The sequence below is a fragment of the Isoptericola sp. NPDC057191 genome (assembly GCF_042670225.1).
GTDB lineage: Bacteria > Actinomycetota > Actinomycetes > Actinomycetales > Cellulomonadaceae > Isoptericola.
Genome location: NZ_JBHUWC010000041.1, coordinates 1 through 24742 on the forward strand (window position 1 = coordinate 1; position 24742 = coordinate 24742).

29 protein-coding genes and 1 pseudogene are annotated in these 24742 nt (G+C 73.7%); 6 read left to right on the forward strand and 24 right to left on the reverse strand.

Annotated features, from left to right (window positions below; genetic code table 11):
- Positions 1 to 63: 63 nt before the first annotated feature.
- From tsaE to ACFT55_RS07985, 3 genes are read right to left on the reverse strand one after another with little or no spacing between them, the layout of a single operon-like run.
- The gene (tsaE, locus tag ACFT55_RS07975; protein WP_380243284.1) at positions 64 to 654 is read right to left on the reverse strand and encodes a tRNA (adenosine(37)-N6)-threonylcarbamoyltransferase complex ATPase subunit type 1 TsaE; all 591 of its coding nucleotides are present in this window, start codon (positions 652 to 654) and stop codon (positions 64 to 66) included.
- A complete protein-coding gene (alr, locus tag ACFT55_RS07980) occupies positions 651 to 1892 on the reverse strand; it encodes an alanine racemase (protein WP_380243285.1) in 1242 nt (413 codons plus the stop codon). Before alr ends, tsaE begins: the two co-directional genes overlap by 4 nt.
- Positions 1893 to 1915: 23 nt before the next feature.
- Positions 1916 to 2932, reverse strand: coding sequence for a pseudouridine synthase (locus ACFT55_RS07985; RefSeq protein ID WP_380243286.1), 1017 nt, complete (start codon positions 2930 to 2932; stop codon positions 1916 to 1918).
- A 68-nt stretch (positions 2933 to 3000) separates the two neighbouring features.
- Here ACFT55_RS07985 and ACFT55_RS07990 point away from each other — a divergent pair, with 68 nt between their 5' ends.
- Positions 3001 to 3483 carry a glutathione peroxidase gene (locus ACFT55_RS07990; protein WP_380243287.1) on the forward strand — a complete coding sequence of 161 codons (483 nt, stop codon included), beginning with the start codon at positions 3001 to 3003 and terminating at the stop codon, positions 3481 to 3483.
- A 130-nt stretch (positions 3484 to 3613) separates the two neighbouring features.
- Here ACFT55_RS07990 and ACFT55_RS07995 read toward each other — a convergent pair whose 3' ends face one another.
- Both ACFT55_RS07995 and ACFT55_RS08000 read right to left on the reverse strand, forming a co-directional pair.
- Positions 3614 to 4213: an acetyltransferase gene (locus tag ACFT55_RS07995; RefSeq protein WP_380243288.1), complete on the reverse strand. Its 600-nt coding sequence runs from the start codon at positions 4211 to 4213 to the stop codon at positions 3614 to 3616.
- 25 nt (positions 4214 to 4238) lie between these two features.
- Positions 4239 to 5846: an NAD(P)H-hydrate epimerase gene (locus ACFT55_RS08000; protein WP_380243289.1), complete on the reverse strand. Its 1608-nt coding sequence runs from the start codon at positions 5844 to 5846 to the stop codon at positions 4239 to 4241.
- A 57-nt stretch (positions 5847 to 5903) separates the two neighbouring features.
- Here ACFT55_RS08000 and ACFT55_RS08005 point away from each other — a divergent pair, with 57 nt between their 5' ends.
- Positions 5904 to 6959: an LLM class F420-dependent oxidoreductase gene (locus tag ACFT55_RS08005; RefSeq protein ID WP_380243290.1), complete on the forward strand. Its 1056-nt coding sequence runs from the start codon at positions 5904 to 5906 to the stop codon at positions 6957 to 6959.
- Here the strand turns inward: ACFT55_RS08005 and ACFT55_RS08010 are convergent.
- The 3 genes from ACFT55_RS08010 to ACFT55_RS08020 are packed head-to-tail and all read right to left on the reverse strand — an operon-like array spanning position 6937 to position 8628.
- Positions 6937 to 7818, reverse strand: a complete 882-nt coding sequence (locus ACFT55_RS08010; RefSeq protein WP_380243291.1) for an aminoglycoside N(3)-acetyltransferase — start codon at positions 7816 to 7818, stop codon at positions 6937 to 6939. The genes ACFT55_RS08005 and ACFT55_RS08010 overlap by 23 nt on opposite strands.
- Before the next feature lie 55 nt (positions 7819 to 7873).
- Entirely contained in the window at positions 7874 to 8224 is a 351-nt protein-coding gene (locus ACFT55_RS08015) for a holo-ACP synthase (protein WP_380243292.1), read from the reverse strand.
- A 56-nt stretch (positions 8225 to 8280) separates the two neighbouring features.
- Positions 8281 to 8628 (reverse strand): pyrophosphatase, encoded by a 348-nt coding sequence (locus ACFT55_RS08020; RefSeq protein ID WP_380243293.1) that lies wholly within the window; start codon positions 8626 to 8628, stop codon positions 8281 to 8283.
- An 82-nt stretch (positions 8629 to 8710) separates the two neighbouring features.
- On the opposite strand from ACFT55_RS08020, the gene ACFT55_RS08025 reads away from it, so the two are divergent.
- Positions 8711 to 9547: a DUF72 domain-containing protein gene (locus tag ACFT55_RS08025; RefSeq protein ID WP_380243294.1), complete on the forward strand. Its 837-nt coding sequence runs from the start codon at positions 8711 to 8713 to the stop codon at positions 9545 to 9547.
- Between the two features lie 189 nt (positions 9548 to 9736).
- Positions 9737 to 10684, forward strand: a complete 948-nt coding sequence (coaA, locus tag ACFT55_RS08030; RefSeq protein WP_380243307.1) for a type I pantothenate kinase — start codon at positions 9737 to 9739, stop codon at positions 10682 to 10684.
- An 8-nt stretch (positions 10685 to 10692) separates the two neighbouring features.
- Here coaA and ACFT55_RS08035 read toward each other — a convergent pair whose 3' ends face one another.
- The 5 genes from ACFT55_RS08035 to rplM form a co-directional block, all read right to left on the reverse strand.
- Positions 10693 to 11367 (reverse strand): DedA family protein, encoded by a 675-nt coding sequence (locus tag ACFT55_RS08035; protein ID WP_380243295.1) that lies wholly within the window; start codon positions 11365 to 11367, stop codon positions 10693 to 10695.
- A 160-nt stretch (positions 11368 to 11527) separates the two neighbouring features.
- On the reverse strand, positions 11528 to 12190 hold the full coding sequence (locus tag ACFT55_RS08040; RefSeq protein ID WP_380243296.1) for a peptide deformylase: 663 nt from the start codon (positions 12188 to 12190) through the stop codon (positions 11528 to 11530).
- A gap of 11 nt (positions 12191 to 12201) precedes the next feature.
- On the reverse strand, positions 12202 to 13566 hold the full coding sequence (gene glmM, locus ACFT55_RS08045; RefSeq protein WP_380243308.1) for a phosphoglucosamine mutase: 1365 nt from the start codon (positions 13564 to 13566) through the stop codon (positions 12202 to 12204).
- 164 nt (positions 13567 to 13730) lie between these two features.
- Positions 13731 to 14219 (reverse strand): 30S ribosomal protein S9, encoded by a 489-nt coding sequence (rpsI, locus tag ACFT55_RS08050; RefSeq protein ID WP_380243297.1) that lies wholly within the window; start codon positions 14217 to 14219, stop codon positions 13731 to 13733.
- Positions 14220 to 14251: 32 nt separating this feature from the next.
- Entirely contained in the window at positions 14252 to 14701 is a 450-nt protein-coding gene (gene rplM / locus ACFT55_RS08055; RefSeq protein WP_380243298.1) for a 50S ribosomal protein L13, read from the reverse strand.
- A 278-nt stretch (positions 14702 to 14979) separates the two neighbouring features.
- Here rplM and ACFT55_RS08060 point away from each other — a divergent pair, with 278 nt between their 5' ends.
- Positions 14980 to 15393: a DUF5709 domain-containing protein gene (locus ACFT55_RS08060; protein WP_380243299.1), complete on the forward strand. Its 414-nt coding sequence runs from the start codon at positions 14980 to 14982 to the stop codon at positions 15391 to 15393.
- A 135-nt stretch (positions 15394 to 15528) separates the two neighbouring features.
- Here ACFT55_RS08060 and truA read toward each other — a convergent pair whose 3' ends face one another.
- Positions 15529 to 16425: a tRNA pseudouridine(38-40) synthase TruA gene (gene truA, locus ACFT55_RS08065; RefSeq protein ID WP_380243300.1), complete on the reverse strand. Its 897-nt coding sequence runs from the start codon at positions 16423 to 16425 to the stop codon at positions 15529 to 15531.
- A 30-nt stretch (positions 16426 to 16455) separates the two neighbouring features.
- Here truA and ACFT55_RS08070 point away from each other — a divergent pair, with 30 nt between their 5' ends.
- Positions 16456 to 17268 carry an ROK family protein gene (locus tag ACFT55_RS08070; RefSeq protein ID WP_380243301.1) on the forward strand — a complete coding sequence of 271 codons (813 nt, stop codon included), beginning with the start codon at positions 16456 to 16458 and terminating at the stop codon, positions 17266 to 17268.
- Positions 17269 to 17373: 105 nt separating this feature from the next.
- Here the strand turns inward: ACFT55_RS08070 and ACFT55_RS08075 are convergent.
- The 10 genes and pseudogenes from ACFT55_RS08075 to secY form a co-directional block, all read right to left on the reverse strand.
- Positions 17374 to 18006, reverse strand: a pseudogene (locus tag ACFT55_RS08075) (alpha/beta fold hydrolase); the annotation flags it as partial.
- Positions 18007 to 18122: 116 nt separating this feature from the next.
- On the reverse strand, positions 18123 to 18632 hold the full coding sequence (rplQ, locus tag ACFT55_RS08080; protein ID WP_380243302.1) for a 50S ribosomal protein L17: 510 nt from the start codon (positions 18630 to 18632) through the stop codon (positions 18123 to 18125).
- Between the two features lie 76 nt (positions 18633 to 18708).
- The gene (locus ACFT55_RS08085; protein ID WP_380243303.1) at positions 18709 to 19725 is read right to left on the reverse strand and encodes a DNA-directed RNA polymerase subunit alpha; all 1017 of its coding nucleotides are present in this window, start codon (positions 19723 to 19725) and stop codon (positions 18709 to 18711) included.
- 160 nt (positions 19726 to 19885) lie between these two features.
- Positions 19886 to 20290, reverse strand: coding sequence for a 30S ribosomal protein S11 (gene rpsK, locus ACFT55_RS08090; protein ID WP_225564409.1), 405 nt, complete (start codon positions 20288 to 20290; stop codon positions 19886 to 19888).
- Between the two features lie 80 nt (positions 20291 to 20370).
- Complete coding sequence (gene rpsM / locus ACFT55_RS08095) at positions 20371 to 20745, reverse strand: 30S ribosomal protein S13 (protein WP_380243304.1); 375 nt, start codon at positions 20743 to 20745, stop codon at positions 20371 to 20373.
- 167 nt (positions 20746 to 20912) lie between these two features.
- Positions 20913 to 21026 (reverse strand): 50S ribosomal protein L36, encoded by a 114-nt coding sequence (rpmJ, locus tag ACFT55_RS08100; protein WP_009740505.1) that lies wholly within the window; start codon positions 21024 to 21026, stop codon positions 20913 to 20915.
- Between the two features lie 131 nt (positions 21027 to 21157).
- The gene (gene infA / locus ACFT55_RS08105) at positions 21158 to 21379 is read right to left on the reverse strand and encodes a translation initiation factor IF-1 (protein ID WP_012867920.1); all 222 of its coding nucleotides are present in this window, start codon (positions 21377 to 21379) and stop codon (positions 21158 to 21160) included.
- Positions 21380 to 21620: 241 nt separating this feature from the next.
- Entirely contained in the window at positions 21621 to 22508 is an 888-nt protein-coding gene (gene map, locus ACFT55_RS08110; protein ID WP_380243305.1) for a type I methionyl aminopeptidase, read from the reverse strand.
- A gap of 13 nt (positions 22509 to 22521) precedes the next feature.
- On the reverse strand, positions 22522 to 23079 hold the full coding sequence (locus ACFT55_RS08115) for an adenylate kinase (protein WP_380243309.1): 558 nt from the start codon (positions 23077 to 23079) through the stop codon (positions 22522 to 22524).
- 101 nt (positions 23080 to 23180) lie between these two features.
- Positions 23181 to 24479, reverse strand: coding sequence for a preprotein translocase subunit SecY (gene secY / locus ACFT55_RS08120; RefSeq protein WP_380243306.1), 1299 nt, complete (start codon positions 24477 to 24479; stop codon positions 23181 to 23183).
- Between the last annotated feature and the right edge of the window lie 263 nt (positions 24480 to 24742).

Below are 24742 nucleotides of genomic sequence, written 5' to 3' on the forward strand. Positions count from 1 at the left end.
CAGGTGCTGACCTGATCCTCGTCACGGGGGTTTGAGGATCAGGTCAGCACGCACGATTCCTGGCTAGCGCGCGGTGAGGGCGGCCAGGTCGACGCCGGCCCAGCGGGCGCCGACACCACGGAGCGTGGCGTGCCGTGTCCCCGCGCCCGGGTCGGTCTCGTCGTCCGCCCCGTCCGTCCCGTGCGCCCCGTGCGCGCCGTCCGCCCGGTCGCCGGACAGCGTGCCGGCGTCCCCGCGGGGACGCTCCAGGTCGATCTCCAGCCGGTCGTCCGTGAGCGCCTCGGCCAGGCCGCGGCCCCACTCCACCACCGTCACCGACTCCTCGAGCGACGAGTCCAGGTCGAGGGCGTCGAGCTCGCCGAGGCTGCCCAGGCGGTACGCGTCGACGTGCACGAGGGCGAGGCCGCGCGAACCGTCCTCCCGCGGGAGCGGCGGGTGCTCGCGCGCCACGATGAACGTGGGCGACGCCACCTGCCCGCGCACGCCCAGCGCGGCCCCGAGCCCCTGCGTGAGCGTGGTCTTGCCCGCTCCCAGGTCGCCCGTGAGGATCACCAGGTCCCCTGCGCGGAGCACGCCCGCCAGGGCCGCCCCCAGCGCTCGGGTGGCCTCCGCGTCCGGCAGGTCCGTCTCCGTCCGCACGACGACGTCGCTCACCGCTGCCCTTCCTCTCTCGTGGGAGTCACGGCCTCGAGGCCGGTGTAGACGCGCGGCGCGCGCGCCCCGATGCCCGTGACGATCTCGTAGCTGATGGTGCCCGCGGCGCGGGCCCAGTCCTCGGCGTTCGGCACCACGGCGCCGCGGTCGACGCCGTCCGACGCCCCGAAGAGCGTGACGACGTCCCCCGCCCGTTCCGTCGCGCCGGGGCCGAGGTCGACGACGAACTGGTCCATGCACACCCGCCCTGCCACGCGCAGCACGCGCGCCCCGCCGACGCCCACCGGGCCGCCGACGCCGACCGCGCCGCCCGACGCGTGCCGCTGGATGCCGTCGGCGTAGCCGAGCGGCACCACGCCGAGGCGGGTGTCCTGCGACGTCGTGTAGTGGTGCCCGTACGACACCCCGTGGCCGGCCGGCACGTCCTTGACCGTCGTGAGCCGGGCCTGGAGCGTCATCGCGCCCCGCAGGCCGAAGTCGCCGGGCGCCCCGAGCTGCGGCACCGGCGAGTGCCCGTAGACGGCGACGCCAGGGCGCACGAGGTCGTGGTGCAGGCGCGGGTCCGTGAGCACGGCCGCCGAATTCGCGAGGTGCCGCACCTCGAGGCCGAGGCCCGCGTCCTCCACGGTCCGGACCGCGCCGTCGAAGGCCGTCGCCTGCAGGCCGATCGACGGGTGCCCGGGCTCGTCCGCGCACGCCAGGTGCGACATCACGCCGACGACCCGCAGCACGCCCTCGGCCTCGAGCGCGGCCGCGCGCCGCACGACGTCGGGCAGGTCGGCGGGCATGATCCCGCTGCGGCCCAGGCCCGTGTCGACCTTGAGGTGCACCCGCGCGGGGACGCCCGCGGCGCGCGCGCCGGCCGCCACCTCGTCGAGGGCCCACGGTGCCGCGACACCGACGTCCACGCCCGTGGCGACGAGGCGGTCGAACGGCGCACCCGGCGCCGCGAGCCAGGTCAGCACCCGGGCGTCCTCGGGGGCGATCCCGCCGGCCCGGAGAGCGAGCGCCTCGGCGGGCACCGCGGTCCCGAGCCAGGTGGCCCCGCCCGCGAGCGCCGCGCGCGCCACGGGGAGCATGCCGTGCCCGTAGCCGTCGGCCTTGACCACGGCCATCACCGCCGCGCCCGGGGCGTGCCCGGCCAGTGCCCGGACGTTGTCGCGCACGGCCGACAGGTCGACGACGGCGCGCGCCAGCTGGCCGTCGTCGAAGGGCAGGTCGGGGACCTCGGTGCTCACGGTCACCGATTCTCTCACCGCTCTCACGCCGCGCTCCCGTCCCGCGCGCCGGCCGGCCACGCCGACCACGCGGCCAGCCGGCGCCGCGAGCGGAACTCCCGTGGTGCGCCGCCGAGGGGGTCGACGAACGCGAGCGAGCGGGCGAGCAGCTGCAGGGGGCGCGCCGGGTCGTCGGGCGCGTCGGCGCGCAGCTCCGGCCAGAACGGGTCGTGCAGGAGGGGCAGCCCGAGGGACGCCATGTGCAGCCGCAGCTGGTGCGTCTTGCCGGTGTGCGGCTCCAGCCGGTAGAGCCCGAGCCCGCGCGCCTCGTCGCGCGCGACCAGCGTCACCCGTGACTCGGCGTTCGGCTCGCCCGCCTCCTCCTGCGCCCGCACGACGCCCCGGTGCTTGACGATGCGCGAGCGGACCGTCGTCGTGCCGCCCGCACCCAGCCGGGCCGCCACCGCCGAGCCGGGCTCCGGCAGCGGCGCCACCGCCTCGTAGACCTTCTGCACGGCGCGGTCCTGGAACGCCGTCTGGTAGGCGCCGCGCACCTGCGGCCGCACCGTCAGCACGAGCACGCCGGCGGTGGGCCGGTCGAGGCGGTGCGCGGGCACCAGCTCCGGCAGGTCCAGGGTGGCGCGCAGGTGCACGAGCACGGTGCGGGTCACCCACCGGCCGCGTGGCATTGTCGCGACGAGGTGGGGCTTGTCGACCACGAGCAGGTCGTCGTCGCGGTGCAGCACCTCGAGCTCCGCGAGCGTGGGGACCTCGGGCTCGTCCGCGGGCGGGTCGCGGTAGAGGTAGAGGAAGCCGCGGGGCTCGTAGGGCGTGGCGTCGTCGACGACGACGCCCGCGCCGGTGACCACCTCACCGGCGGCCAGCTTCTCGCGCAGGCGGGCGGCGTCGTGCTCGAACCGTTCCAGGAGGTACTGGGCCGCCGTCGTGTACCGGGCCGTGCTCGCCGCGTCGTGGGGCAGCACCAGCCGCGTGGGGTTGAGCCCGTCGCGCACCGGCAGGGGCGGACGGTGCGGGCCGGGACCTCCAGACGACGCGGGCACCGCTCCATTCTCCCGGGTCCCCGGGTCCCCGGGCACCGAGCACTGGGCATCGGGGCATGATGGAGCCCATGAGCCTCTACGACATCCCGTTCGAGCGCATGGACGGCACGACGACGACCCTGGCGGAGCACCGGGACGACGTCGTGCTGGTGGTCAACGTCGCCTCGCGCTGCGGGCTCACGCCTCAGTACGAGGCCTTGGAGCAGCTGCAGAAGTCGTACGCCGACCGCGGCTTCACCGTGGTCGGCTTCCCCAGCAACCAGTTCCTGCAGGAGCTGTCCTCCGACGACAAGATCGCCGAGTTCTGCTCCACCACCTACGGGGTGACGTTCCCGGTCGTCTCGAAGGTCCGGGTGAACGGGCGGCACGCGCACCCGCTGTTCGTCGAGCTGAAGAAGACGCCCGACGCCGGCGGTCACGACGGCCGGGTGCGGTGGAACTTCGAGAAGTTCCTCGTGCTCCCCGGGGCAGACGTGCACCGGTTCGCCCCGCAGACCGTGCCGGACGACCCGGAGATCGTCGCCCTGATCGAGAAGGCCCTGCCGAGGTAGTCCGGGGCCCCGCCGAGGTAGTTCAGGTCCCGCCGAGGTAGTTCAGGTCCCGCCGAGGTAGTTCAGGTCCCGCCGAGGTAGTCCGGACCCCGCCGACGTAGTTCAGGTCTCGGTGAGGTAGCTCAGGACGTCACGCCTCCAGGTGCAGCCAGCGCTCCGTGACCACGTAACCGAGGGCCTCGTTCGCGCGCCGCGACGCGACGTTGTCGCCGGACCCGCCCGTGCCGAACCGCGTCCGCCCCGTCGCGGCGAGGTCGAGCACCGCGGCGCCCTTCACGGCTGTGGCCAGGCCGCGGCGCCGGGCCGCCGCGCGCGTCACGGTGAAGTCGATGTCGACGCGGTCCGCGACCGGGTACAGCACCGTCGCCGCGTCGAGCCTGCCGTCGGCGGCGAACGCGCCGAACGCCCAGCGCTCTCCGGCGGCCAGCGCCGCGCCGAGCTCGCCGGCGTCGGGCACGTCGTGCGACGTCGCGACCGTCACCGGGTAGTCGCCCGCGGCGCCCGCGTCCAGGGCGACGAGGGCCGTCGCCTCCTCGGGTGCGAGCGCGCGGACCGTCCACCCCGCCTCGCGCGCGGCGTCGACCGCCGCGCGGCACGTGTCCAGGACGTCGGGGGTGACGGTAAGCCGGGCACCCCACGACTCGGACCGCACCCGCGCCCCGGAGTCGAGGAGGCGTGCTGCCTCCGGGTCGTCGGAGCGCAGGACCCGCACGGGCTGTGTCGTCGTCATCAGGTCGCAGGCTACCGGGGAGCGGTCACCCGCGGTCCGTCCCGGGGTCGCGGCCCACGAGCAGGGCGGCGATCTCGGCGGGCACGGCGCCCGCGACGTCGAGGGCGGCGACCGGGCCCCCGGGGTTGGCGCGGTGCGCCGCGCGCCCGTGCACCAGGGCGGCGGCCGCGGCCACCTCGGCCGCGAGGGCTGGACGCTCGACCACCTCGTCCGCGCGGCCGGCGAGCATGGCGCCCAGCACGCCCGCCAGCACGTCGCCCGCCCCTGCCGTGGCCAGCCACGCCGGGCCGTCGGCCTGCGCGTACGTGGTGTCCGGCCCCACGACGACGGTCACGCCGCCCTTGAGCAGCACGGTCGCGCCCGTCAGCTCGTGCGCGCGGCGGGCCCAGCGCAGCGGCTCGGCCTCCACGTCGGCCCGCCGCACGTCCTCGCCGCGCGAGCGCAGCAACGCGGTCAGCTCACCCGCGTGCGGGGTGAGCACGAACCACGGCGGGACGACGTCGTCGAGCAGGCCGAGACCGCCCGCGTCGACGACGGCGGGCACCGGGCCGCCGGCGGTCCCGGCGAGGTTGCCGGCCGCGGCCGCCAGCGCGGCCCGGCCGCGCTCGTGCTGCCCGTCGTCGAGGCCAGAGTCCTCCCCCTCGTGCGCCGCCTCCGGCCCGCCCGGCACTCCCGGCCCGACCACCCAGGCCTGCACCCGGCCGGGCGCGGTGACCCCCTCCGGACGGGCGGCCAGCACCGGGCGGCCCACGCCGTCCGACCCGCGGAAGCGCACCATCCCCGCGCCGGCGCGCACCGCGGCGGTGGTGGCGAGGACTGCCGCGCCGGGGTACGTCGTCGTGCCCGCGACGACGCCGACGACGCCGCGCGAGTACTTCTGGTCGGCGGGCCCCGGCACCGGCCACGCGCGGGCGACGTCGGCGGGTGCCAGCCGGCGCACCGCGGGGTCGCCCTCCGGGCGCAGGCCGAGGTCGACGACGCTCACCTCTCCCGCGTGCGCGGCCGCCGGCGGCAGCAGCAGGCCGGGCTTGATCGCGCCGAACGTCACCGTGCGGTCGGCGGCCAGCACCGGGCCGGGCACGGCGCCGTCGTCCACCCCGATGCCGGAGGGCAGGTCGACCGCCACCACCCACGGCGCCGTGAGCGGGCTGTCGGCCCCGGCACGCCGTGCGTCGCGGGCCGACAGCCCGCTCACCACCTGCTCGGCGAGGCCACGCAGCGGACCGTGGGCGCCGATGCCGACCAGCCCGTCGAGCACGACGTCGGCGCGCGCGGCGTCGTCGAGCACCGCGCCCAGGAGGCCGGGGGCGGAGAACAGCTCCACGACCCGGCCGCCGGCGCCCTCCAACGCCGCGCGGCCTTCCGCGTGGAACCGCTCGGCGACCAGCACCGCCGTGACCTCGAGCCCGCGCCGTGACAGCACCGCGCCGGCGTGCAGCGCGTCGCCCCCGTTGTTCCCGGCCCCGACGAGGAGGACGACGCGCGCCCCGCGGACCGGGCCGCGTCGCGCCGCGACGTCCCGCACGACGTGCGTCGCCAGGGCGAACGACGCCCGCTCCATCAGCGGGACGCCGGCGGCGAGCAGCGGCTCCTCGGCGGCACGGACGGCGGACGCGGGCCACGACGTGATCATGAGACGCATCCTGCCGCCACCGCCCCGACGACGCAGGTGGGGCATAGGCTCGGGCCCATGCGATTCGGACTCTTCATCCCGCAGGGCTGGCGCCACTCGCTCACCGACGTCCCTCCGGAGCAGCACTGGGAGACGATGCTGTCCCTGCTCCACTACGCCGACAACGCAGCGGCCGGGGAGCCGATCCCCGGCGGCCCGTGGGCCTGGGACTCCGTGTGGGTCTACGACCATTTCCACACCGTCCCGGTGCCCAGCACCGAGGCCACGCACGAGGCGTGGACGCTGATGGCGGCGTTCGCGGCCGCGTCCCAGCGCGTGAAGCTGGGGCAGATGTGCACGTGCATGTCGTACCGCAACCCCGCCTACCTGGCGAAGGTCGCCTCCACCGTGGACGCGATCTCCGGCGGCCGCGCCCAGCTGGGCATCGGCGCCGGCTGGTACGAGCACGAGTGGCGCGCGTACGGCTACGGCTTCCCCCGCGCCGGGGAGCGGCTGCGAGCGCTCGACGAGGGCCTGCAGATCATCACGCAGATGTGGCGCACCGGGTCGTCCGGGAAGTTCGACGGCGAGACGTACCAGGTGGACGGCGCCCTCTGCTACCCGCAGCCGCTGCAGCAGCTGCCCGTCGGCGACGGCGGCGCCGACGTGCCGAGCATCCCGCTGTGGGTCGCCGGCGGCGGCGAGAAGAAGACGCTGCGCATCGCCGCGCGGTTCGCGCAGTACACCAACTTCGACGGCTCGCCCGAGGGCTTCGCGCACAAGTCCGCCGTGCTGGAGCAGCACTGCCGCGACCTCGGTCGGGACTTCGGTGAGATCACCCGGTCCGCCGACTACAACGTGGTCGTCGGGGAGAACCAGGCCGAGGTGGACGACCGCCTCGCATGGATCGAGTCGCACTTCCGCAAGTACGCCCCCGGCGAGCGTGCCGAGGCGGAGATCGCGAGCTGGCGCAACGGCCCCCTGGTCGGCACGCCCGAGCAGGTCGTCGAGAAGCTCACCGAGCTGCGCTCCCTCGGGATGACGTACGCGATCACCTACTTCCCGAACGCGGCCGCCGACCGCGACCAGATCGAGCTGTTCCAGCGACAGGTCATCCCCGCGCTGCAGGACTGACCGCCGCGCCCCCGGGCTCCCCGGCCGTCCGGGCCGGGGAGCTCCACGGGTCGCCACGACCGCCCTCCTCGGCGCCCCCGGGCCGCAGGAGCTCGTCGAACCTCCGGGTGGCGAACCGCACCAGGTCGTCGGCGTCGAAGAGGCGGCAGAGCGCCTGCCCCACCGTGCCGGACGACGTCGTCCCCCTCGCCTCGAACTCCGCGCCGACGAGGGGGAACAGGGTGCCCAGGTCGTCGGCCACGTCGGCGCTCTCCACCCAGGCCCGCTCCCCCGCGACGACCGCCGGGAAGCGCCGCAGCTTGCGGCGGTGGTGCGGGCTGCGCCCCTCGGCATGGTGCAGGAAGGTGTTGCGGTCGTGGCCGACACCGAGCAGGAGGACACGTCCCCCGAGCTCACGGACCGTGCCGAACGGCGACACCTCGCCCACCCCGTAGGCGAGGCTCTGCCGCGCCACGACCTGGCCGGCCGCGCGCCCGTGGGCCACGACGGACACCTGGGGGTGGCTGCTGCGCAGCGTCCCCGCCGTCCTGCGGAGCTCCTCGGGCACGGCGCCCATCTGGCTGGGCGTGTCGGGCGTGAACAGGGGGACCGCGTCCCGTCGGGCCTGCACGTCCGACGGCGGCGGGCCGGCCACGGACGGGTCCGGGTCGGCGACCTGCGGCGTGAACGCCGGCATCACCAGCGTGCCGGCGGCGCCCACCGCGGCGCACAGGCTGTCGACCACGACCGACGCGCCGCCGTCGACCGCTCCGAAGGCGGACAGGGAGGCGTGCACCATCAGCACGTCCCCGTCGCGGACACCGAGCCGGCGCCACGCGCCGAGAAGATCGTCCCGGCCCAGGGCCTCGCGCGTCGGCATGGACCGATCCTGTCGCGCGCCACCGACACGCGGCGGCCGGCGACGGAGGCGGACGTCAGCCCTCCGCCACCACCATCGCCGACGCGATGCCGGCGTCGTGGGAGATGGACAGGTGCCAGGTCTTCACGCCGAGCTCGTCGGCGCGCGCCTGCACCGTGCCGCGCAGCTCGACCTGCGGCGGGCCGCCGACGACGCGGTGCACGGTCGCGTCGTGCCAGTGCAGGTCGCCGGGAGCGCCGAGCGCCTTGGCGATGGCCTCCTTCGCCGCGAACCGCGCCGCGAGCGACGACGCCGGGAGGTCGCGCTCGGCGTCGGTGAAGAGCTTCTCGCGCAGGCGCGGCACCCGCTCGACGGTCGCCATGAACCGGGCGACGTCCACCACGTCGATACCCACGCCGATGATCATGGGCCCAGCCTAGGTGTCGGTCCCCCGGCCCCGGCCTGTGGCCACGACGGACACTCTCAGCCCGGCGCGCGCACCCCGGCCTCGTCCTGCGGCTCCACCAGCGACCGCCAGCGGAACCACTTGCGCTCCAGCTCCGCCTCGAGGTCGACCCCGAACCGGCGTGCCACGAGCAGCAGCTGGGCCAGGACGTCGGCGAGCTCCGCCCGGAAGGCGGCGTCGACCTCGCCGTCGCCCTCGCCCCGGTCGCGCGACCGGCCCGAGCGGGCGAGGTAGGCCTGGGTGAGCTCGCCGACCTCCTCGTGCAGCTTCAGCACCAGCCAGTCGTCGGTGCGCGGGATGCCGAAGCGTCGCTCGTACACGCGCGAGATGATCTCCAGCTCGTCGGACAGCTCGTCCAGCTCCATGTCCCGATCATGCCCCTTCGTCGGCCGGCCGCGGTCTCGCCCCGCGCGCGAGCAACCCGACCCGGACCCTAGGCTCGGCGCCGTGGCGAGCGTCCGCGTGGGCCTGTCCGGCTGGCAGTACGCCCACTGGCACGGCTCCTTCTACCCCGACGGCACCCGGCGTGCCGACGAGCTGTCCTACGCCGCGGCGCGCTTCGGGTCCCTCGAGCTCAACGGCACGTTCTACGGCCTGCAGCGGCCGAGCTCGTTCCTCCGCTGGCGCGACCAGGTGCCGCCCGGGTTCACCTTCGCGGTCAAGGGCAGCCGTTACGTCACGCACCTCAAGCGCCTGCGCGACCCGGGCACGGCGCTGGCGAACTTCGTCGCGAGCGGGCTCCTCGCCCTCGGCGACCGGCTCGGGCCCGTGCTGTGGCAGCTTCCCGAGCGCACCTCCTTCGACGCCGAGGTGCTCGCGCCCTTCCTCGAGCTCCTGCCCCGCACGACCGCGGCCGCCGGACGCCTGGCGGCCGCCCATGACGACCGCCTGCGGGCCGAGGCGTGGACCGACCCGGGCGAGGACCGGCCGCTGCGGCACGCCCTGGAGGCCCGCCACGCGTCGTTCGAGGACCCGGCGGCCCTGCAGCTCTTGCGCGACCACGACGTCGCCCTCGTCGTCTCCGACGGCGCCGGGCGCTGGCCGATGCTCGACCACCAGACCGCCGACCTCGCGTACGTGCGGCTGCACGGCCCGACGGAGCTGTACGCGAGCCGCTACGACGACGCGCGCCTCGACCGCTGGGCCGGCTGGGTGCGGCGCCGGCACGACGCCGGGCAGGACGTGGTCGTCTACTTCGACAACGACGGTCACGCCCACGCGCCGCGGGACGCCCTGCGCCTCCTGGAGCGTCTCGGCGACGTCGCGGACCCGTGGCCACCGTGAGCCACCGTTCGCCACCGTGAGGTCCGGACGTCGTCCGCGGCCCGTGGTTGCCCGGTTCTGGGCCGACTCGGGCAGAATCGACGGGTGGCACCTCCCCTCCCCGACCCGGCAGCGCTGCACGGCACCGGCGGCCCCGCCGCCCGACCCGCCGACCCCGGCGGCGGTGCGCCCCTACCGCTGGGCGACCACCTGACGCGGCTCGCGCCGGCCTCGCCGTACGTCGACCTCGACCGCGCCGCGTGGAGCCGCCTGTCGGCGTCGACACCGCTCCCCCTGACCGACGCGGACGTCGAACGCCTGCGCGGCCTCGGCGACCCGATCGACCTGGCCGAGGTGGACGACGTCTTCCGGCCGCTGTCACGCCTGCTCAACCTGTACGTCGCGGCGAGCGCGGGCCTGCACCGCGCGACGTCGACGTTCCTGCACGAGGAGCCGCCGCGCACGCCGTACGTCATCGGTGTCGCGGGGTCGGTCGCGGTCGGCAAGTCGACGACGGCGCGCATCCTGCGCGAGATGATGGCGCGCTGGCCGGACACCCCGCACGTCGAGCTCGTCACGACGGACGGTTTCCTGTACCCGAACGCGGAGCTGCAGCGCCGCGGGATCATGGACCGCAAGGGCTTCCCCGAGTCCTACGACCGGCGCGCCCTCATCCGGTTCCTCTCCCGTGTGAAGGCGGGCCAGCCGGAGGTGCGCGCCCCCGTGTACTCGCACGTCGTCTACGACATCGTGCCGGGCGCGGAGGTCGTGGTGCGCAAGCCGGACGTGCTGATCGTCGAGGGCCTGAACGTGCTCCAGCCGGCAAGGCCGTCGGCGGTGGACGAGTCCACGGTCGCGGTGAGCGACTTCTTCGACTTCTCGATCTACGTCGACGCCCGGACGCGCAACATCCGGCAGTGGTACGTGGAGCGCTTCCTGCAGCTGCGCAGGACGGCGTTCAGCCGGCCGGAGTCGTACTTCCGGCGCTACGCGGACCTGTCGGACGCGGAGGCGACGGAGCGGGCCCTGTCGATCTGGGAGTCGATCAACGCGCCGAACCTCGAGCACAACGTGCTGCCCACGCGCGGGCGCGCCACCCTCGTGCTCACGAAGGGGTCGGACCACTCGGTGCAGCGGGTGCGGCTGCGCAAGCTCTGACGGGACCGTCAGGCGGCGCGCGTGGTGGGCTCGGCGTCGGCGCCGTCGGCGCCGCCCTCCTCGTCGGCCGGCACCGGCAAGACCTTGGCGGGGCCGGCGACCCGCTGCACCACCTGGTCCACCAGGACGCCCAGGAGGATGCCGGCGACCACGCCGGACACCATCGCGAGGAGGGTGTTGTGGCCGAGCCAGGACGCCGCGGCAAGGCCGATCAGCATCGAGTAGACGCCCCAGGTGACGGCGGCGATCGCGGAGAAGACCATGAAGCGGCGGCGCGGGTAGCCGACTGCCCCGGCGGTCATGTTCACCGCGACGCGCCCGATGGGCACGTACCGGGCCGCGAGGATGAACGACGCTCCCCGGTGGTCGAGGGCGTGCCGCGCCCACGCGACGGACTTGCGGCCGCGCGCAGAGCGCAGGAACGCGAACCGTTCGGTGCCGACGGAGCGGCCGATCTGGTAGGCGATCTGGTCGCCCGTCCAGGCGCCGACGATGGCGAGGGCGAGGACGCCCGGCAGCCAGGGCACGCCCTCGGTGTGCGCCAGGACCGTCAGGGTGATGACCACGGACTCGCTGGGGATCGGCGGGAAGAACCCGTCGACCGTCGCGGAGACGTACATGGCGGGGTAGATCCACGCGGACGCGCCCAGGTCGAGGATCCAGCTCTCCAGCTGTCCCAGCATCGTCGACAGACTCTCCAGCACGGTCCCTCGGTTCGTCGGCCGGGAGGGTGACCTCCGGCGGTCGCGCGACGCCGGACGGCGTCACGAGACCCAGCCTAGGCAGAGTCAGGGCACAGGCTGCATGGGGAATTCCCCCGGTTCCACCCTGAGCGCCGTATGTTCACCCGAGGTCCACGACCGCGCCGTAGCGCACGAGGTTCTCGTTCGAGGTGAGCGTGCGCAGGCGTGCGTGGTCGAGGTACAGCTCGCCCGCGAGATGGTCGGTCTCGTGCTGCACGATGCGTGCCGGCCAGCCGGACAGCACCTCGTCGACCGGCGCGCCGGTCTCGTCCCGGGCGGTGAGGCGCACGCGGCGGTGCCGCGCGACGACGGCCTGCCAGCCACGCACGGACAGGCAGCCCTCGTGGAAGGCCGCGCGCTCCGGCTCGCCGTCCGCACCGGGTACGGGCTCGTACCGCGGGTCGACGAGCACCCGGAAGGGCAGCGGGGTCCGCTCGCGCGGGTCGTCGGCCTGGGTACCGGCGTCCTCGACGACGGCGATCGCCAGACCGATCCCGACCTGCGGCGCCGCGAGCCCGACGCCCGGGGCGGCGTGCATCGTGCGCCGCATCGCGTCGACCAGCCCCGGCAGCACGTCGCCCAGCTGCCCCGTGTACGGCGCGGCGACGGCGCGCAGCACCGGGGCACCTGCCTGCACGATCGGCAGGATCCCGGTGCCGGGGCCCTCGGCGGCGGTGTCCGCCCGGTCCAGCAGGTCGACGACCGCGGCCCGCAACGCCTCGTCGGTCGCGCTGCCCGGGGCGGTCGCAGGGCCGTCGGTCACAGGGCCGTCCGTCACAGGGCCAGCCGGTCGCGCACGACGGCCGCGAGCGTGTCCGCCACGGAGTCGGCCTGCGACTGGCTGGCGGCCTCGACCATGACCCGCACCAGCGGCTCGGTGCCGGACGGGCGCAGCAGCACGCGCCCGGTGTCGCCCAGCTGCGCCTCGGCACGCTCGACGGCCGCGCGGACGCCCTCGTCCTCGCCCGCACGGGCCTTGTCCACGCCCTTGACGTTGACGAGGGTCTGCGGCAGGCGCGGGACGTCAACGGCGAGGTCGGCCAGGCGTCGCCCGCTCGCCTTCACGCGCGCGGCCAGGTGCAGCGCCGTGAGCACGCCGTCGCCCGTGGTGGCGTGGTCCGCCAGGATGATGTGGCCGGACTGCTCGCCGCCCAGGCCGTACCCGTGGGCCCGCATCTGCTCGAGCACGTACCGGTCCCCCACGCCCGTCTGGACGGTCGTGATGCCGGCGTCGCGCATGGCGAGCAGCAGGCCGAGGTTGCTCATCACCGTGACCACCAGGGTGTCCGAGGGCAGGCGCCCCTCGTCCTTGAGGGCGCGGGCGAGGATGCCGAGGATCTGGTCGCCGTCGACGAGGACGCCGCCGTGGTCGACGGCCAGGCACCGGTCCGCGTCGCCGTCGAACGCGACGCCGAAGTCGGCCTCGGCAGCCACGACGACGGCCTGCAGCTGCTCGGGGTGCGTGGAGCCGGCCTTCTCGTTGATGTTGCGGCCGTCGGGGCTGGCGTTGATGACGACGACGTCGGCACCGGCCTCGCGCAGCGCCTCCGGGCCGACCTGGCTGGCGGCGCCGTTCGCGGCGTCGACGGCGATGCGCAGGCCCTCCAGCGGCCGCACGTCGGGCGTCGTGCCGATGCTGGCCACGAGGTGCTCCACGTACTGCTGCGCCGCGATGCCGGTGTCCGAGCGCATGCGCCCGACGTCCGCGCCCACGGGCCGGTCCCACTCCTGGCCGAGCCGCGCCTCGATCTCGTCCTCGACGTGGTCGGCGAGCTTGTAGCCACCGCGGGCGAAGAACTTGATGCCGTTGTCGGGCATCGCGTTGTGGGAGGCGGAGATCATCACGCCGAGGTCCATGTCCATGGCCCCGACGAGGTGCGCGAGCGCGGGCGTGGGCAGCACGCCGAGGTTGACCACGTCGACCCCGGAGCTCGCGAGACCCGCGCCCACCGCGGCCGACAGGAACTCTCCCGACGCCCGCGGGTCGCGGCCGACGACGGCGCGTGGCCGGTGGCCCTGGAACTCGCCGGACGTCCCGAGGACGTGCGCCGCCGCGCTCCCGAGCCCCAGGGCCAGGTCTGCGGTGACGTCCCGGTTGGCGAGGCCACGGACCCCGTCGGTGCCGAACAGTCGCACGATGTCTCCTCCTCCGGGCGCGGCGGGAGCTCCGCTCTGGCGCCCACGGCGTCCACGACGGACGCCGCACCGATCGTAGCCGGACGTGCGGACGGCCCCGCCGGAGTGTTCCGACGGGGCCGTCCTTGCGCTGACGCTCCGGCCGGTGTCCGACCAGGAGCGCTCGATCAGCGCTTCGAGTACTGCGGCGCCTTGCGGGCCTTCTTGAGACCGGCCTTCTTCGACTCGACCGCACGCGGGTCACGCGTGAGGTAGCCGGCCTTCTTCAGCGCGGGGCGGTTCGCCTCGGAGTCGATCGCGTTGAGCGCACGGGCGATGCCCAGGCGCACCGCGCCGGCCTGGCCCGAGGGGCCACCACCGGTGATGCGGACGATGACGTCGAAACGGCCCTCGACCTCGACCAGCTTCAGCGGCGAGTTCACGAGCTGCTGGTGCACCTTGTTCGGGAAGTAGTCCTCGAGGGTGCGACCGTTGATCTTCCAGGTCCCGGTGCCGGGGACGAGACGCACGCGCGCCACGGCCTCCTTGCGGCGGCCGACGGCCGCCCCGGGAGCGGTGATGGACTGGCCGCCGTCCGCGACGGGCGCGGCGGACTCAGAGGTGTAGGTGCTGGGCGTGTTCTCGTCCAGCTCGGTGTCGACGGTGGTCTCGGCCACTGTGATTCCTTCGCTTTGCATCCGGCAGCGGCTCAGGCCTGCTGCGAAACCTGGGTGATCTCGAACGGCTTGGGCTGCTGAGCCGCGTGCGGGTGCTCCGCGCCGCGGTAGACCTTCAGCTTGCCCAGCTGCTCGCGACCGAGCGTGGTCTTGGGGATCATGCCGCGAACGGCCTTCTCCACGGCGCGCTCCGGGTTCTTCTCGAGGAGCTCGCCGTAGGCCACGGAGCGGAGACCGCCCGGGTAGCCGGAGTGGCGGTAGGCCAGCTTGGTCTCCCGCTTGTTGCCGCTCAGGGCGACCTTGTCCGCGTTGATGACGATGACGAAGTCACCGCCGTCGACGTGCGGGGCGAAGGTCGGCTTGTGCTTCCCGCGCAGGAGGATGGCGACCTGGCTCGCCAGGCGGCCCAGGACGACGTCGGTCGCGTCGACGACATACCAGTCGCGCTGGACGTCGCCGGGCTTGGGGGTGTACGTACGCACGGTTGCGTCACCTTTTCGTGTTCGGTGTCGTCGGGCGAGAAGCGGCGCCCGATGAGTCAGGTTGTTGTGCGCGGGTGCTCCGGTGGCGTCCTGGCCAGGGCATCGTCGGGTGCGAGTGGGCGCGCTGACGACGCGGACGCCGGGGCATAGCACAACGACGAGCCAGTTTAGCGGCCGTTCGGTACACGGGTCAAAGCGACGACCGTCACGTCCCGAGAGCGCCGCGGAGGGCCGCGTGGCGGGATGCGGGCTCCGTCGCCGGGAGGCACCGTAGGGGCATGACCGACGAGACACCCGCTACCTCCGCCGACCCCGAGACCGGAGCCGAGGGCGACGAGGACCAGCTCCCCCAGGAGGACACCCTGCTCGACCCCGAGCTCGACGACGTCCTCGACGAGGGGTACTCGCCGCTCGAGCGCTCCCGGTCGAACCACTGGGGCGAGACCGCCTGGGAGGAGTCGGCCGGCGAGCCCCTCGACCGGCGGCTGGCCGAGGAGCAGCCGGACGTCTGGGAGGCCGACCCGCTGGACCGGCCGGACACCACGCGCGCCGGGCGGCTCGCGGAGGACCCGTTCGCCGACCCCAACGAGGACGGCGACCGCGAGAACGACATCTACGGCGAGGACGCCGGCATCGACGGTGCGGGCGCGAGCGCCGAGGAGGCCGCCGTGCACTGGGTCGAGGAGCCCTGAGCCGGCCCTGAGGCCGGCCCTGGGGCCGGCACCGAGCCGGTCAGGACCACGTCTCGGTCCTCGCGGCGCCGTCGCGTCGCGCCGCTCCCGGTGATCCCGCCAGCCCTGTCAGTCCCGTCAGCCCTGTCAGCCCCGTCAGTCGACCTCGCTCTGCTCCCGCCTCGCCCGCACGCGGTCGGCGCGAGCGGCGAGGTCGACGTCGTCCGGGTAGGCCACGTGCTCCAGGACGAGGCCCCGCGCCGCGACGACCCCCGCGGCCGCGGACCTCGACCGGCCCGCCAGGACCGCCGCCGGGTCGCTCTCGGGCCGTCGCCCCTCCCCCACGGCCAGCGACATCCCGACCAGCGCCCGCACCATCGAGTGGCAGAACGCGTCCGCCTGCACCGTCGCGACGGCCAGGCCCTCGTCCGGGCCCTCGGTCGGCCGGGCCCACGACAGCTCGGTGAGCTCGCGGATCGTCGTCGCGCCCTCGCGAGGCTTGCAGAACGACGCGAAGTCGTGCAGGCCCACCAGGGGCTGGACGGCGCGGTGCATCGCGTCGACGTCGAGCCGTCGCCGGTGCCAGAGCACCCAGTCCCGGCGCAACGGGTCGCGCAGGGCAGGGTCGTCGGCCACACGGTAGGCGTACCGGCGGTGCAGCGCGGAGAAGCGGGCGTCGAAGCCGGCGGGGGCCTCGGACGCGCGGTGCACGACGACGTCCGGCGGCAGCACCCCGGCGAGCCGGTCGGCGAGGGCGACGCCCGGCTCCCGGTCGGAACGGCCCGGCAGCACCTCCCAGCGGGCCCGTGGGACGTCGACGTGCGCGACCTGGCCGCGCGCGTGCACCCCCGCGTCCGTGCGGCCTGCGACCGTCAGACGGGGCCGCGGCAGCCCGAGCGGCTCCGTGCGCAGGATCGTGGCGAGGGCGTCCTCGAGGACCCCCTGCACGGTCCGCAGGCGCGGCTGGGTCGCCCAGCCGGCGAAGTGGGTGCCGTCGTAGGCGAGGTCGAGACGCACCCGGAGGGTGTCGTCGGGCGGTGTCGGCGTGCTCACCGCCCCATTGTGGCCGGATGATGTCCCCTGATGGTCGACACAGGCGCCACGGCGCACCCCACCGGACCCCGGCCCGACGGCGGGACCGCCGACGTGCTCACTCTCGCCGTCGACTGCGGCGGCGGGGGCATCAAGGCTGCCGTGCTGGACTCCGCGGGCACGGCGCACGCCACGCCCGTCCGCGTGCCCACGCCGTACCCGCTGCCGCCGCGGCTGCTCCTGGACACGGTCGCGGACATCGCCGACCGGCTCCCGGCGGCGCACCGGGTGACGCTGGGGATGCCGGGGATGATCCGCCACGGCGTGGTCGTGCACACCCCGCACTACGTCACGCGGTCCGGCCCGCGCTCGCGCGTGCTGCCGGAGCTGGTCGAGGCCTGGTCCAGCTTCGACGTCCGCGGCGCCCTCGCACGCCGCCTGGGCATGCCCGCGATGGTGCTCAACGACGCCGAGGTGCACGGCGCGGGCGTCGTGGCCGGGTCCGGCGTGGAGCTGGTGCTCACGCTCGGCACCGGGCTCGGGTCCGCGCTGTTCGACGGCGGCCGCGTCGCGCCCCACCTCGAGTGGTCGCACGCCCCGGTACGACGGGGCGCCACCTACGACCAGTACATCGGCGAGCCGGAGCGGCGGCGGCTGGGCGACGGGCTGTGGTCGCGCCGCGTGGTCGCGACGGTCGACGGCCTACGGCCCGTCTTCCACTGGGACCGGCTGTACCTGGGCGGCGGCAACTCGCGTCGGATCACCCCGACGGCGCTCGACCGCCTGGGCGACGACGTCGTCGTCGTGCCGAACTCCGCCGCGCTGGTCGGCGGGGCGCGCGCCTGGGACCTGCCGCTCGCCTGAGCCCGGGCCGGCGCGGGCCACCTCGGCGGCCGCCTCCAGCAGCACCCGGGCGAACGCCACCGGAGCATCGAGGCTCACCAGGTGCCGGGCGTGGGGCACGACCACCAGACGCGCCTGCGCCCCGCCCCGGCGGGCCGCAGCGACGAACGCCCGCTCCTGGGTCCTGAAGTGGTCGTAGCGCCCGTTGACGACCCACACGGGGCTGTCCGCCGCGGCGAGCGCGCCGAGCACGTCCACCGGGGCCAGCTCGCGCAGCACGGCGCTCATGACCGCCAGGGCGAAGCCGCCCGCCCCGATGTCCCGGACGCCCTCCTCGTCGAGGGCGAGGCGCACGAAGGACTCGTTGAGCCGCGCGCCGCCGTCGGGCCAGCGCTCGATCCAGCGGGCCAGCGAGAGCCACGCCGGGCGCAGCGGCGACGACGTGACCGTGCTGCACGATGCCGCCACGAGGCCCGCGCTCTGCGCGGGGTGCCTGGCGCGGTGCTCGATCGCCACGTACCCGCCGAGCGACAGCCCGGCGACCAGGGCCCGTCCGCCCGCCGCGTCGACCGCGTCGCGCACGGCCGCCACGGCGCCGTCGAGGGTGAACGGCTCCGCACGCCGCGCGCCGTGGCCCGGCAGCTCCACGGCCGTCGCGCTGACGCCCGCACCGTCGAGGATCTCGAGCTGGCGGCGCCACATCGTGCGGGAGGTCCGTGACCCGTGCACGAGCACCACCGGCACGCCGAGAGCAGCCATCCCCCTACCGTGCCACGACGCCTGACCGAGGCCCTCCCGGGGACGACGCAGCCCCGCACCACCTGACGGTGGCACGGGGCTGCGTGGTGCGCGAAGGAGCGCTCAGGAGCCTGGGGTCAGGCGTCCTTCGACTCCTCGGCCGGAGCCTCGGGGGCCTCGGTCGCCTCGACGGCGGCCTCGTCCTCGACCTTGGCGGGCTTCTCGTCGGCCTTGGCGGACTTCTCGGTGGCCTTGGTGGCCTCCTTGACGACGGCCTGCTTCGGGCTCACGGGCTCGGTGACGAGCTCGATGACCGCCATGGGGGCGTTGTCGCCCTTCCGGTTGCCGATCTTGGTGATGCGCGTGTAGCCACCGTTGCGCTCGGCCATGGCCGGGGCGATCTCGGTGAACAGGGTGTGCACCACGGACTTGTCGCGGACGACGGTCAGCACCCGGCGACGAGCGTGCAGGTCACCGCGCTTGGCGAAGGTGATCAGGCGCTCGGCCAGCGGACGCAGGCGCTTCGCCTTCGTCTCGGTGGTGGTGATGCGGCCGTGCTCGAAGAGCGAGGTCGACAGGTTCGCGAGGATCAGTCGCTCGTGAGCCGGGCTGCCACCGAGCCGCGGACCCTTGGTGGGGGTAGGCATTTCTGGTTCTCCTTGAGGGTGGATCCGCGCCGCGCGGCCCGGTCAGGTCGAGCGGGCTGCTGCGGGCGCGGAGACGTCAGTACGACTGCTCGTCGGTGTACGTGGCCTCGTCGTCCCCACCGCTGAAGTACGCGGCGCTGGACGGGTCGAAGTCGAGCGGCGAGTCCTTCAGCGAGAGGCCCAGCTCGGCGAGCTTCTCCTTGACCTCGTTGATGGACTTCGCACCGAAGTTGCGGATGTCGAGCAGGTCGGCCTCGCTGCGCGCGACGAGCTCACCCACCTGGTGGATGCCCTCGCGCTTGAGGCAGTTGTACGACCGGATCGTGAGGTTGAGCTCCTCGATCGGCAGCGCCAGGTCCGCGGCCAGCGCGGAGTCCGTCGGCGACGGGCCGATCTCGATGCCCTCGGCCTCGACGTTCAGCTCGCGGGCGAGACCGAACAGCTCGACGAGCGTCTTGCCGGCCGAGGCGAGCGCGTCGCGCGGGGCGATCGCAGCCTTCGTCTCGACGTCGACGATCAGCTTGTCGAAGTCCGTGCGCTGCTCGACACGGGTGGCCTCGACCTTGTAGGTGACCTTGAGGACCGGCGAGTAGATCGAGTCGACGGGGATCCGACCGATCTCGGCCTCGTCGTTCTTGTTCTGCGCCGCGGACACGTAGCCACGACCGCGCTCGACGGTGAGCTCGATCTCGAGCTTGCCCTTGTCGTTGAGGGTGGCGACGTGCAGGTCCGGGTTGTGCACCTCGACGCCCGCCGGCGGCACGATGTCCGCGGCGGTGACCACGCCCGCCCCCGTCTTGCGCAGGTACATCACGACGGGCTCGTCGTTCTCCGAGGAGACGACGAGGTTCTTGATGTTGAGGATGATCTCGGTGACGTCTTCCTTGACACCCGGCACGGTGGAGAACTCGTGGAGCACTCCGTCGATGCGGATGGAGGTGACGGCCGCGCCCGGGATGGACGACAGGAGGGTCCGGCGCAGGGAGTTGCCGAGCGTGTAGCCGAAGCCAGGCTCGAGCGGCTCGATGGAGAAGCGCGAACGGTACTCCGAGATGACCTCTTCGGTCAGGGAGGGGCGCTGTGCGATCAGCACGGTCAGGTCCTTTCAGTGTGCGTCCGCCATATGACGCATCACGGATCCGCGAGAGCTCGCGGCCCCCGGGCGGGACTCGGTCCACCCGCCCGGGCAGGCTGCGGCGTCGTCGAGCCCGGGGCCGATCCCTCGGCCCCGGGGCCCGACGACGTCGGGAGGGTCAGACGCGGCGACGCTTCGGGGGGCGGCAGCCGTTGTGCGCCTGGGGCGTCACGTCCTGGATCGAGCCGACCTCGAGGCCGGTCGCCTGCAGGGAGCGGATCGCGGTCTCACGACCGGAACCCGGGCCCTTGACGAAGACGTCGACCTTCTTGACACCGTGCTCCTGGGCGCGGCGGGCGGCCGACTCGGCGGCCAGCTGCGCGGCGTACGGCGTGGACTTGCGGGAGCCCTTGAAGCCGACGTGGCCGGCGGACGCCCACGAGATCACGGCGCCCGACGGGTCGGTGATCGAGACGATCGTGTTGTTGAAGGTGCTCTTGATGTGCGCCTGGCCGAGCGGGACGTTCTTCTTGTCCTTGCGGCGCGGCTTGCGCCCGGCCGTGGCGCGGGTCTTGGGAGGCATGTGCTCGTTCTCTCCTGGTCTGAGGTCGTCGGACCGGTGCGGGCGTCAGCGAGGTGCGCCCGCGTTCCGGACTGCTGGCGTCAGCGGGCCTTCTTCTTGCCCGCGACGGTGCGCTTCGGACCCTTGCGGGTGCGCGCGTTGGTCTTGGTGCGCTGGCCGCGCACCGGCAGGCCGCGGCGGTGACGCAGGCCCTGGTAGGTGCCGATCTCGACCTTGCGGCGGATGTCGGCGGCGACCTCGCGACGCAGGTCACCCTCGAGCTGGTAGTTGCCCTCGAGGTAGTCGCGCAGGGCGACGAGCTGGTCGTCGCCAAGGTCCTTGACGCGCAGGTCCGGGTTGATCCCGGTCGCGGCCAGCGTCTGCTGGGCGCGGGTACGGCCGACGCCGTAGATGTAGGTGAGCGCAACCTCGAGCCGCTTGTCGCGGGGGAGGTCGACGCCGATCAGACGTGCCATGTGCCTTCCGGCTCCTGTACTTCGTCCAGAGGTCTGCCGCACCGCCCTCCCGCGATGACCGCGGGCCCCGGCCCCTGGACCGAGGGTTCCCCCGTCGCCGTGGCGACGGGTTCGTGGTGGTGCGCTTCGGCTGACGGCGAGCGCGTGCCGTCAGCGGGTGGCTGCGATCAGCCCTGGCGCTGCTTGTGGCGCAGGTTCTCGCAGATCACCATGACGCGACCGTGCCGGCGGATCACCTTGCACTTGTCGCAGATCTTCTTGACGCTCGGCTTGACCTTCATGTGTCTTTCCTTCGCCGCCTCGGCCTCGATCAGCCCGTCACAGCTGTTCGAGGACCCCGCGGTTCGCACCGCGGGTGTCGGCGTGATCGGTGGGGGGACCGCCCGGAGGCCCGGGCGGTCGTGACGGTTGACTACTTGTAGCGGTAGACGATCCGACCGCGGGACAGGTCGTACGGGCTGAGCTCGACCACGACACGGTCCTCCGGGAGGATCCGGATGTAGTGCTGACGCATCTTGCCCGAGATGTGTGCGAGGACCTTGTGGCCGTTCGCAAGCTCCACACGGAACATCGCGTTCGGCAGGGCCTCGACCACGCTGCCCTCGATCTCGATGACGCCGTCCTTCTTTGCCATGTCCTCCGCTAACTCTCGTCTGGCCCCGGGCGCCCGCCAGCAGCGTGACGGAGGTCCGGATGTCGTGCGTGCCGCCTGCTCACCCTCGTCCTGCTCCGACCGACGCTCGCGCCGGTCCGTGCTGGTCTGCAGCGCCGCTGTCGGGCGACTGCATCGAGGAACTGCCGAACGGACTACACCCGACGGAACATCGTACTCCATCGTTCCAGCCCCGGCGACCGCGCGCCCAGGGGGTGGTTCGTCACACGTCGAGATCGACGGGCTCGACCTCGAACGGTGCGAGGCCGGCGCGCCCACCGTCGACGGCGGTCAGCACGCTGATGCCATCCTCCAGCAGGGCGACGGTGTGCTCCCAGTGCGCGGCACGCGACCCGTCCTCGGTGACGACCGTCCAGTCGTCCTCGAGCACGCGCGTGGCGCCGCTCCCCCGGGTCACCATCGGCTCCACCGCGAGGCACATGCCAGGGCGGAGCCGCGGCCCGCGGTCCGAGGTCCGGAAGTTCACGATGTCCGGGGGCTGGTGCATCGCCGTGCCGATGCCGTGACCGACGTAGTCCTCGACGATGCCGTACTCCACGCCCGAGGCGCCGCCGGCCAGCTCGACGGCCGTCTCGACCGCCGTCCCGACGTCGTTGAGCCGCTTGCCCCCCGCCAGCGCGGCGATGCCGGCCCACATCGCGGTGCGCGTGGCGCGGACCAGGTCGAGGTCCGCCGGGTCGACGCCCGGGGCGCCGTCCACCGGGGCGTCCACGTCGAGGGCACCGTCCGGGCCGAGCACGAGGCTCAGCGCAGAGTCGCCGTGCCAGCCGTCGACGATCGCACCGCAGTCGATCGACACGACGTCGCCGAGCTCGAGCACGCGCCCGCCCGGGATGCCGTGGATGACCTCGTCGGCGACCGAGACGCAGATCGTCGCCGGGTAGCCCTGGTAGCCGAGGAACGACGGCGTGGCCCCCGCGTCGGCGATGGCGCGCGCGGCGACCTCGTCGAGGTCGGCGGTCGTCATCCCGGGTCGGGCGGCCGCGCGCACGGCGTCGAGCGTCGACGCGACGACCAGGCCGGCGCGCCGCATGACGCGGACCTGCTCGAGCGTCTTGAGCTCCACGCGCTCGCGCGAACCGAAGATCATGGCGGGCGCGACCTCAGCCGAGTTCGGCGGCCAGCGCCTGGACGATGCGGTCGGTCACCTCGGTGACCTCGCCGATGCCGTCCACCTGGGCCAGCAGGCCGCGCTCCGAGTACGCCGCCGTGAGGGGCGCCGTCTGCTCGTCGTAGATGTCCAGGCGGCGCGCGATCGCGTCCGGGGTGTCGTCCTCACGGCCCTCGATCTCGGCGCGGCGGGCGATGCGGGCCAGGAGCTCCTCGCGCGCGGCGGTGAGCTCGATGACGCCGTCCAGCTCCCAGCCGAGGTCGGCGAGGATCGCGTCGAGCGCCTCGACCTGGTGGGCGTTGCGCGGGTACCCGTCGAGCAGGAAGCCGCCCTTCGCGTCGTCCTCGCCGAGGCGGGAGCGGACCATCTGGTCGGTGACCTCGTCGGGGACGAGCTCGCCCTTGGCGCTGTACTCCTGCGCGAGCCGGCCGAGCTCCGTGCCGCCCTTGATGTTGGCGCGGAAGATGTCGCCCGTCGAGATGGCGGGGATGTCGAACAGCTCGGCGAGGCGCGCCGCCTGCGTGCCCTTGCCCGCGCCCTGCGGTCCCATGATCACCAGGCGCGTCACCCGCGCCTCGGCGCTGCGGGCACCGTGGAGCTCGCGGCGGGTGGTCGGCGCGGCACCGGGGGTGCCGCCTTCGTTCGTCTCGGTCAACGGAGGAACCCTTCGTAATGACGCTGCTGGAGCTGGGAGTCGATCTGCTTCACGGTCTCGAGACCGACGCCGACGATGATGAGGATCGACGTGCCACCGAACGGGATGTTCGTGGTGACCCCCAGCACGACGAGCATGATCGTGGGGATCAGCGCCACGATCGCGAGGTAGATCGAGCCGGCGGACGTGATGCGCGTGATCACGTAGTCGAGGTACTCGGCGGTCGGTCGACCCGCGCGGACGCCGGGGATGAACCCGCCGTACTTCTTCATGTTGTCCGCGACCTCGTCCGGGTTGAACGTGATCGAGGTGTAGAAGAACGCGAAGAAGATGACCAGCAGCACGTACAGCACGATGTACAGCGGGTCGGACTGCTGGACCAGGTTGTTGGAGATCCACACCACCCAGCCCGCGGTCTGGTCGCCGAACTGCGCCAGCAGACCGGGGATCGCGAGGATCGACGCCGCGAAGATGACCGGGATGACGCCGGCCATGTTGATCTTGATCGGGATGTAGGTGCTGGTGCCGCCGTACATGCGGCGACCCACCATCCGCTTCGCGTACTGCACCGGGATCCGGCGCTGCGACTGCTCGACGAAGACCACGAGCCCCACGACGATCACGATCACCGCGATCATCACGATGAAGTTGATCGGGCCGTTCGAGCCACCGGCGATCGACCAGAGAGCGGACGGGAAGTTCGCCGCGATCGACGTGAAGATGAGCAGGGACATGCCGTTGCCGACGCCGCGCTCCGTGATCAGCTCGCCGAGCCACATGACGAGGCCGGTACCCGCCGTCATGGTGATGACCATGAGGGTGGCGGTGATGAAGCTGTCGTCCGCGATGACGTCGACGTTGCAGCCCGGGAACAGCATCCCGGTCCGAGCGGTCGTGATGATCGTGGTCGACTGCAGGATGGCGAGGGCGATCGTCAGGTAGCGCGTGTACTGCGTGAGCTTCGTCTGCCCCGACTGGCCCTCCTTGTGCAGGGCCTCGAAGCGAGGGATGACCACCCGCAGCAGCTGCACGATGATGCTCGCGGTGATGTACGGCATGATGCCGAGCGCGAAGATCGAGAGCTGCAGCAGGGCGCCGCCGCTGAAGACGTTGACGAGCCCGAGCAGCGAGGAGCTGTTCTCGAGGGCCGCCACGCACTGCTGCACGTTGCCGTAGTCGACGCCGGGTGTGGGCACGAGCGACCCCACCCGGAAGAGCGCCATGATCGCGATCGTGAACAGCAGCTTGCGCCGCAGGTCCGGTGTCCGGAAAGCCCGGCCGAATGCGCTGAGCACCTATCCTCCTGGCCCGCCGCGGCGGGTTGTCGTGTCGCCGGGGACCGGCGAGTTGTGGCGCGAGCTCCCGGCACCGCGGCCCGGGGGCCACGTCGCCGACACGCCGACTCGGTCATGGTCCGGCCGGGGAGACCCCGGCCTCGTCGGCACCCGGGGACCGGGTGCGCGGCTCGAACCGTCACGGATTCTACGTGCCCAGGACGAGTGATCCAGACCACACGGTCTGGCGGCTGGTGCACGCCGAGAGCACACAGGGCCGGCAG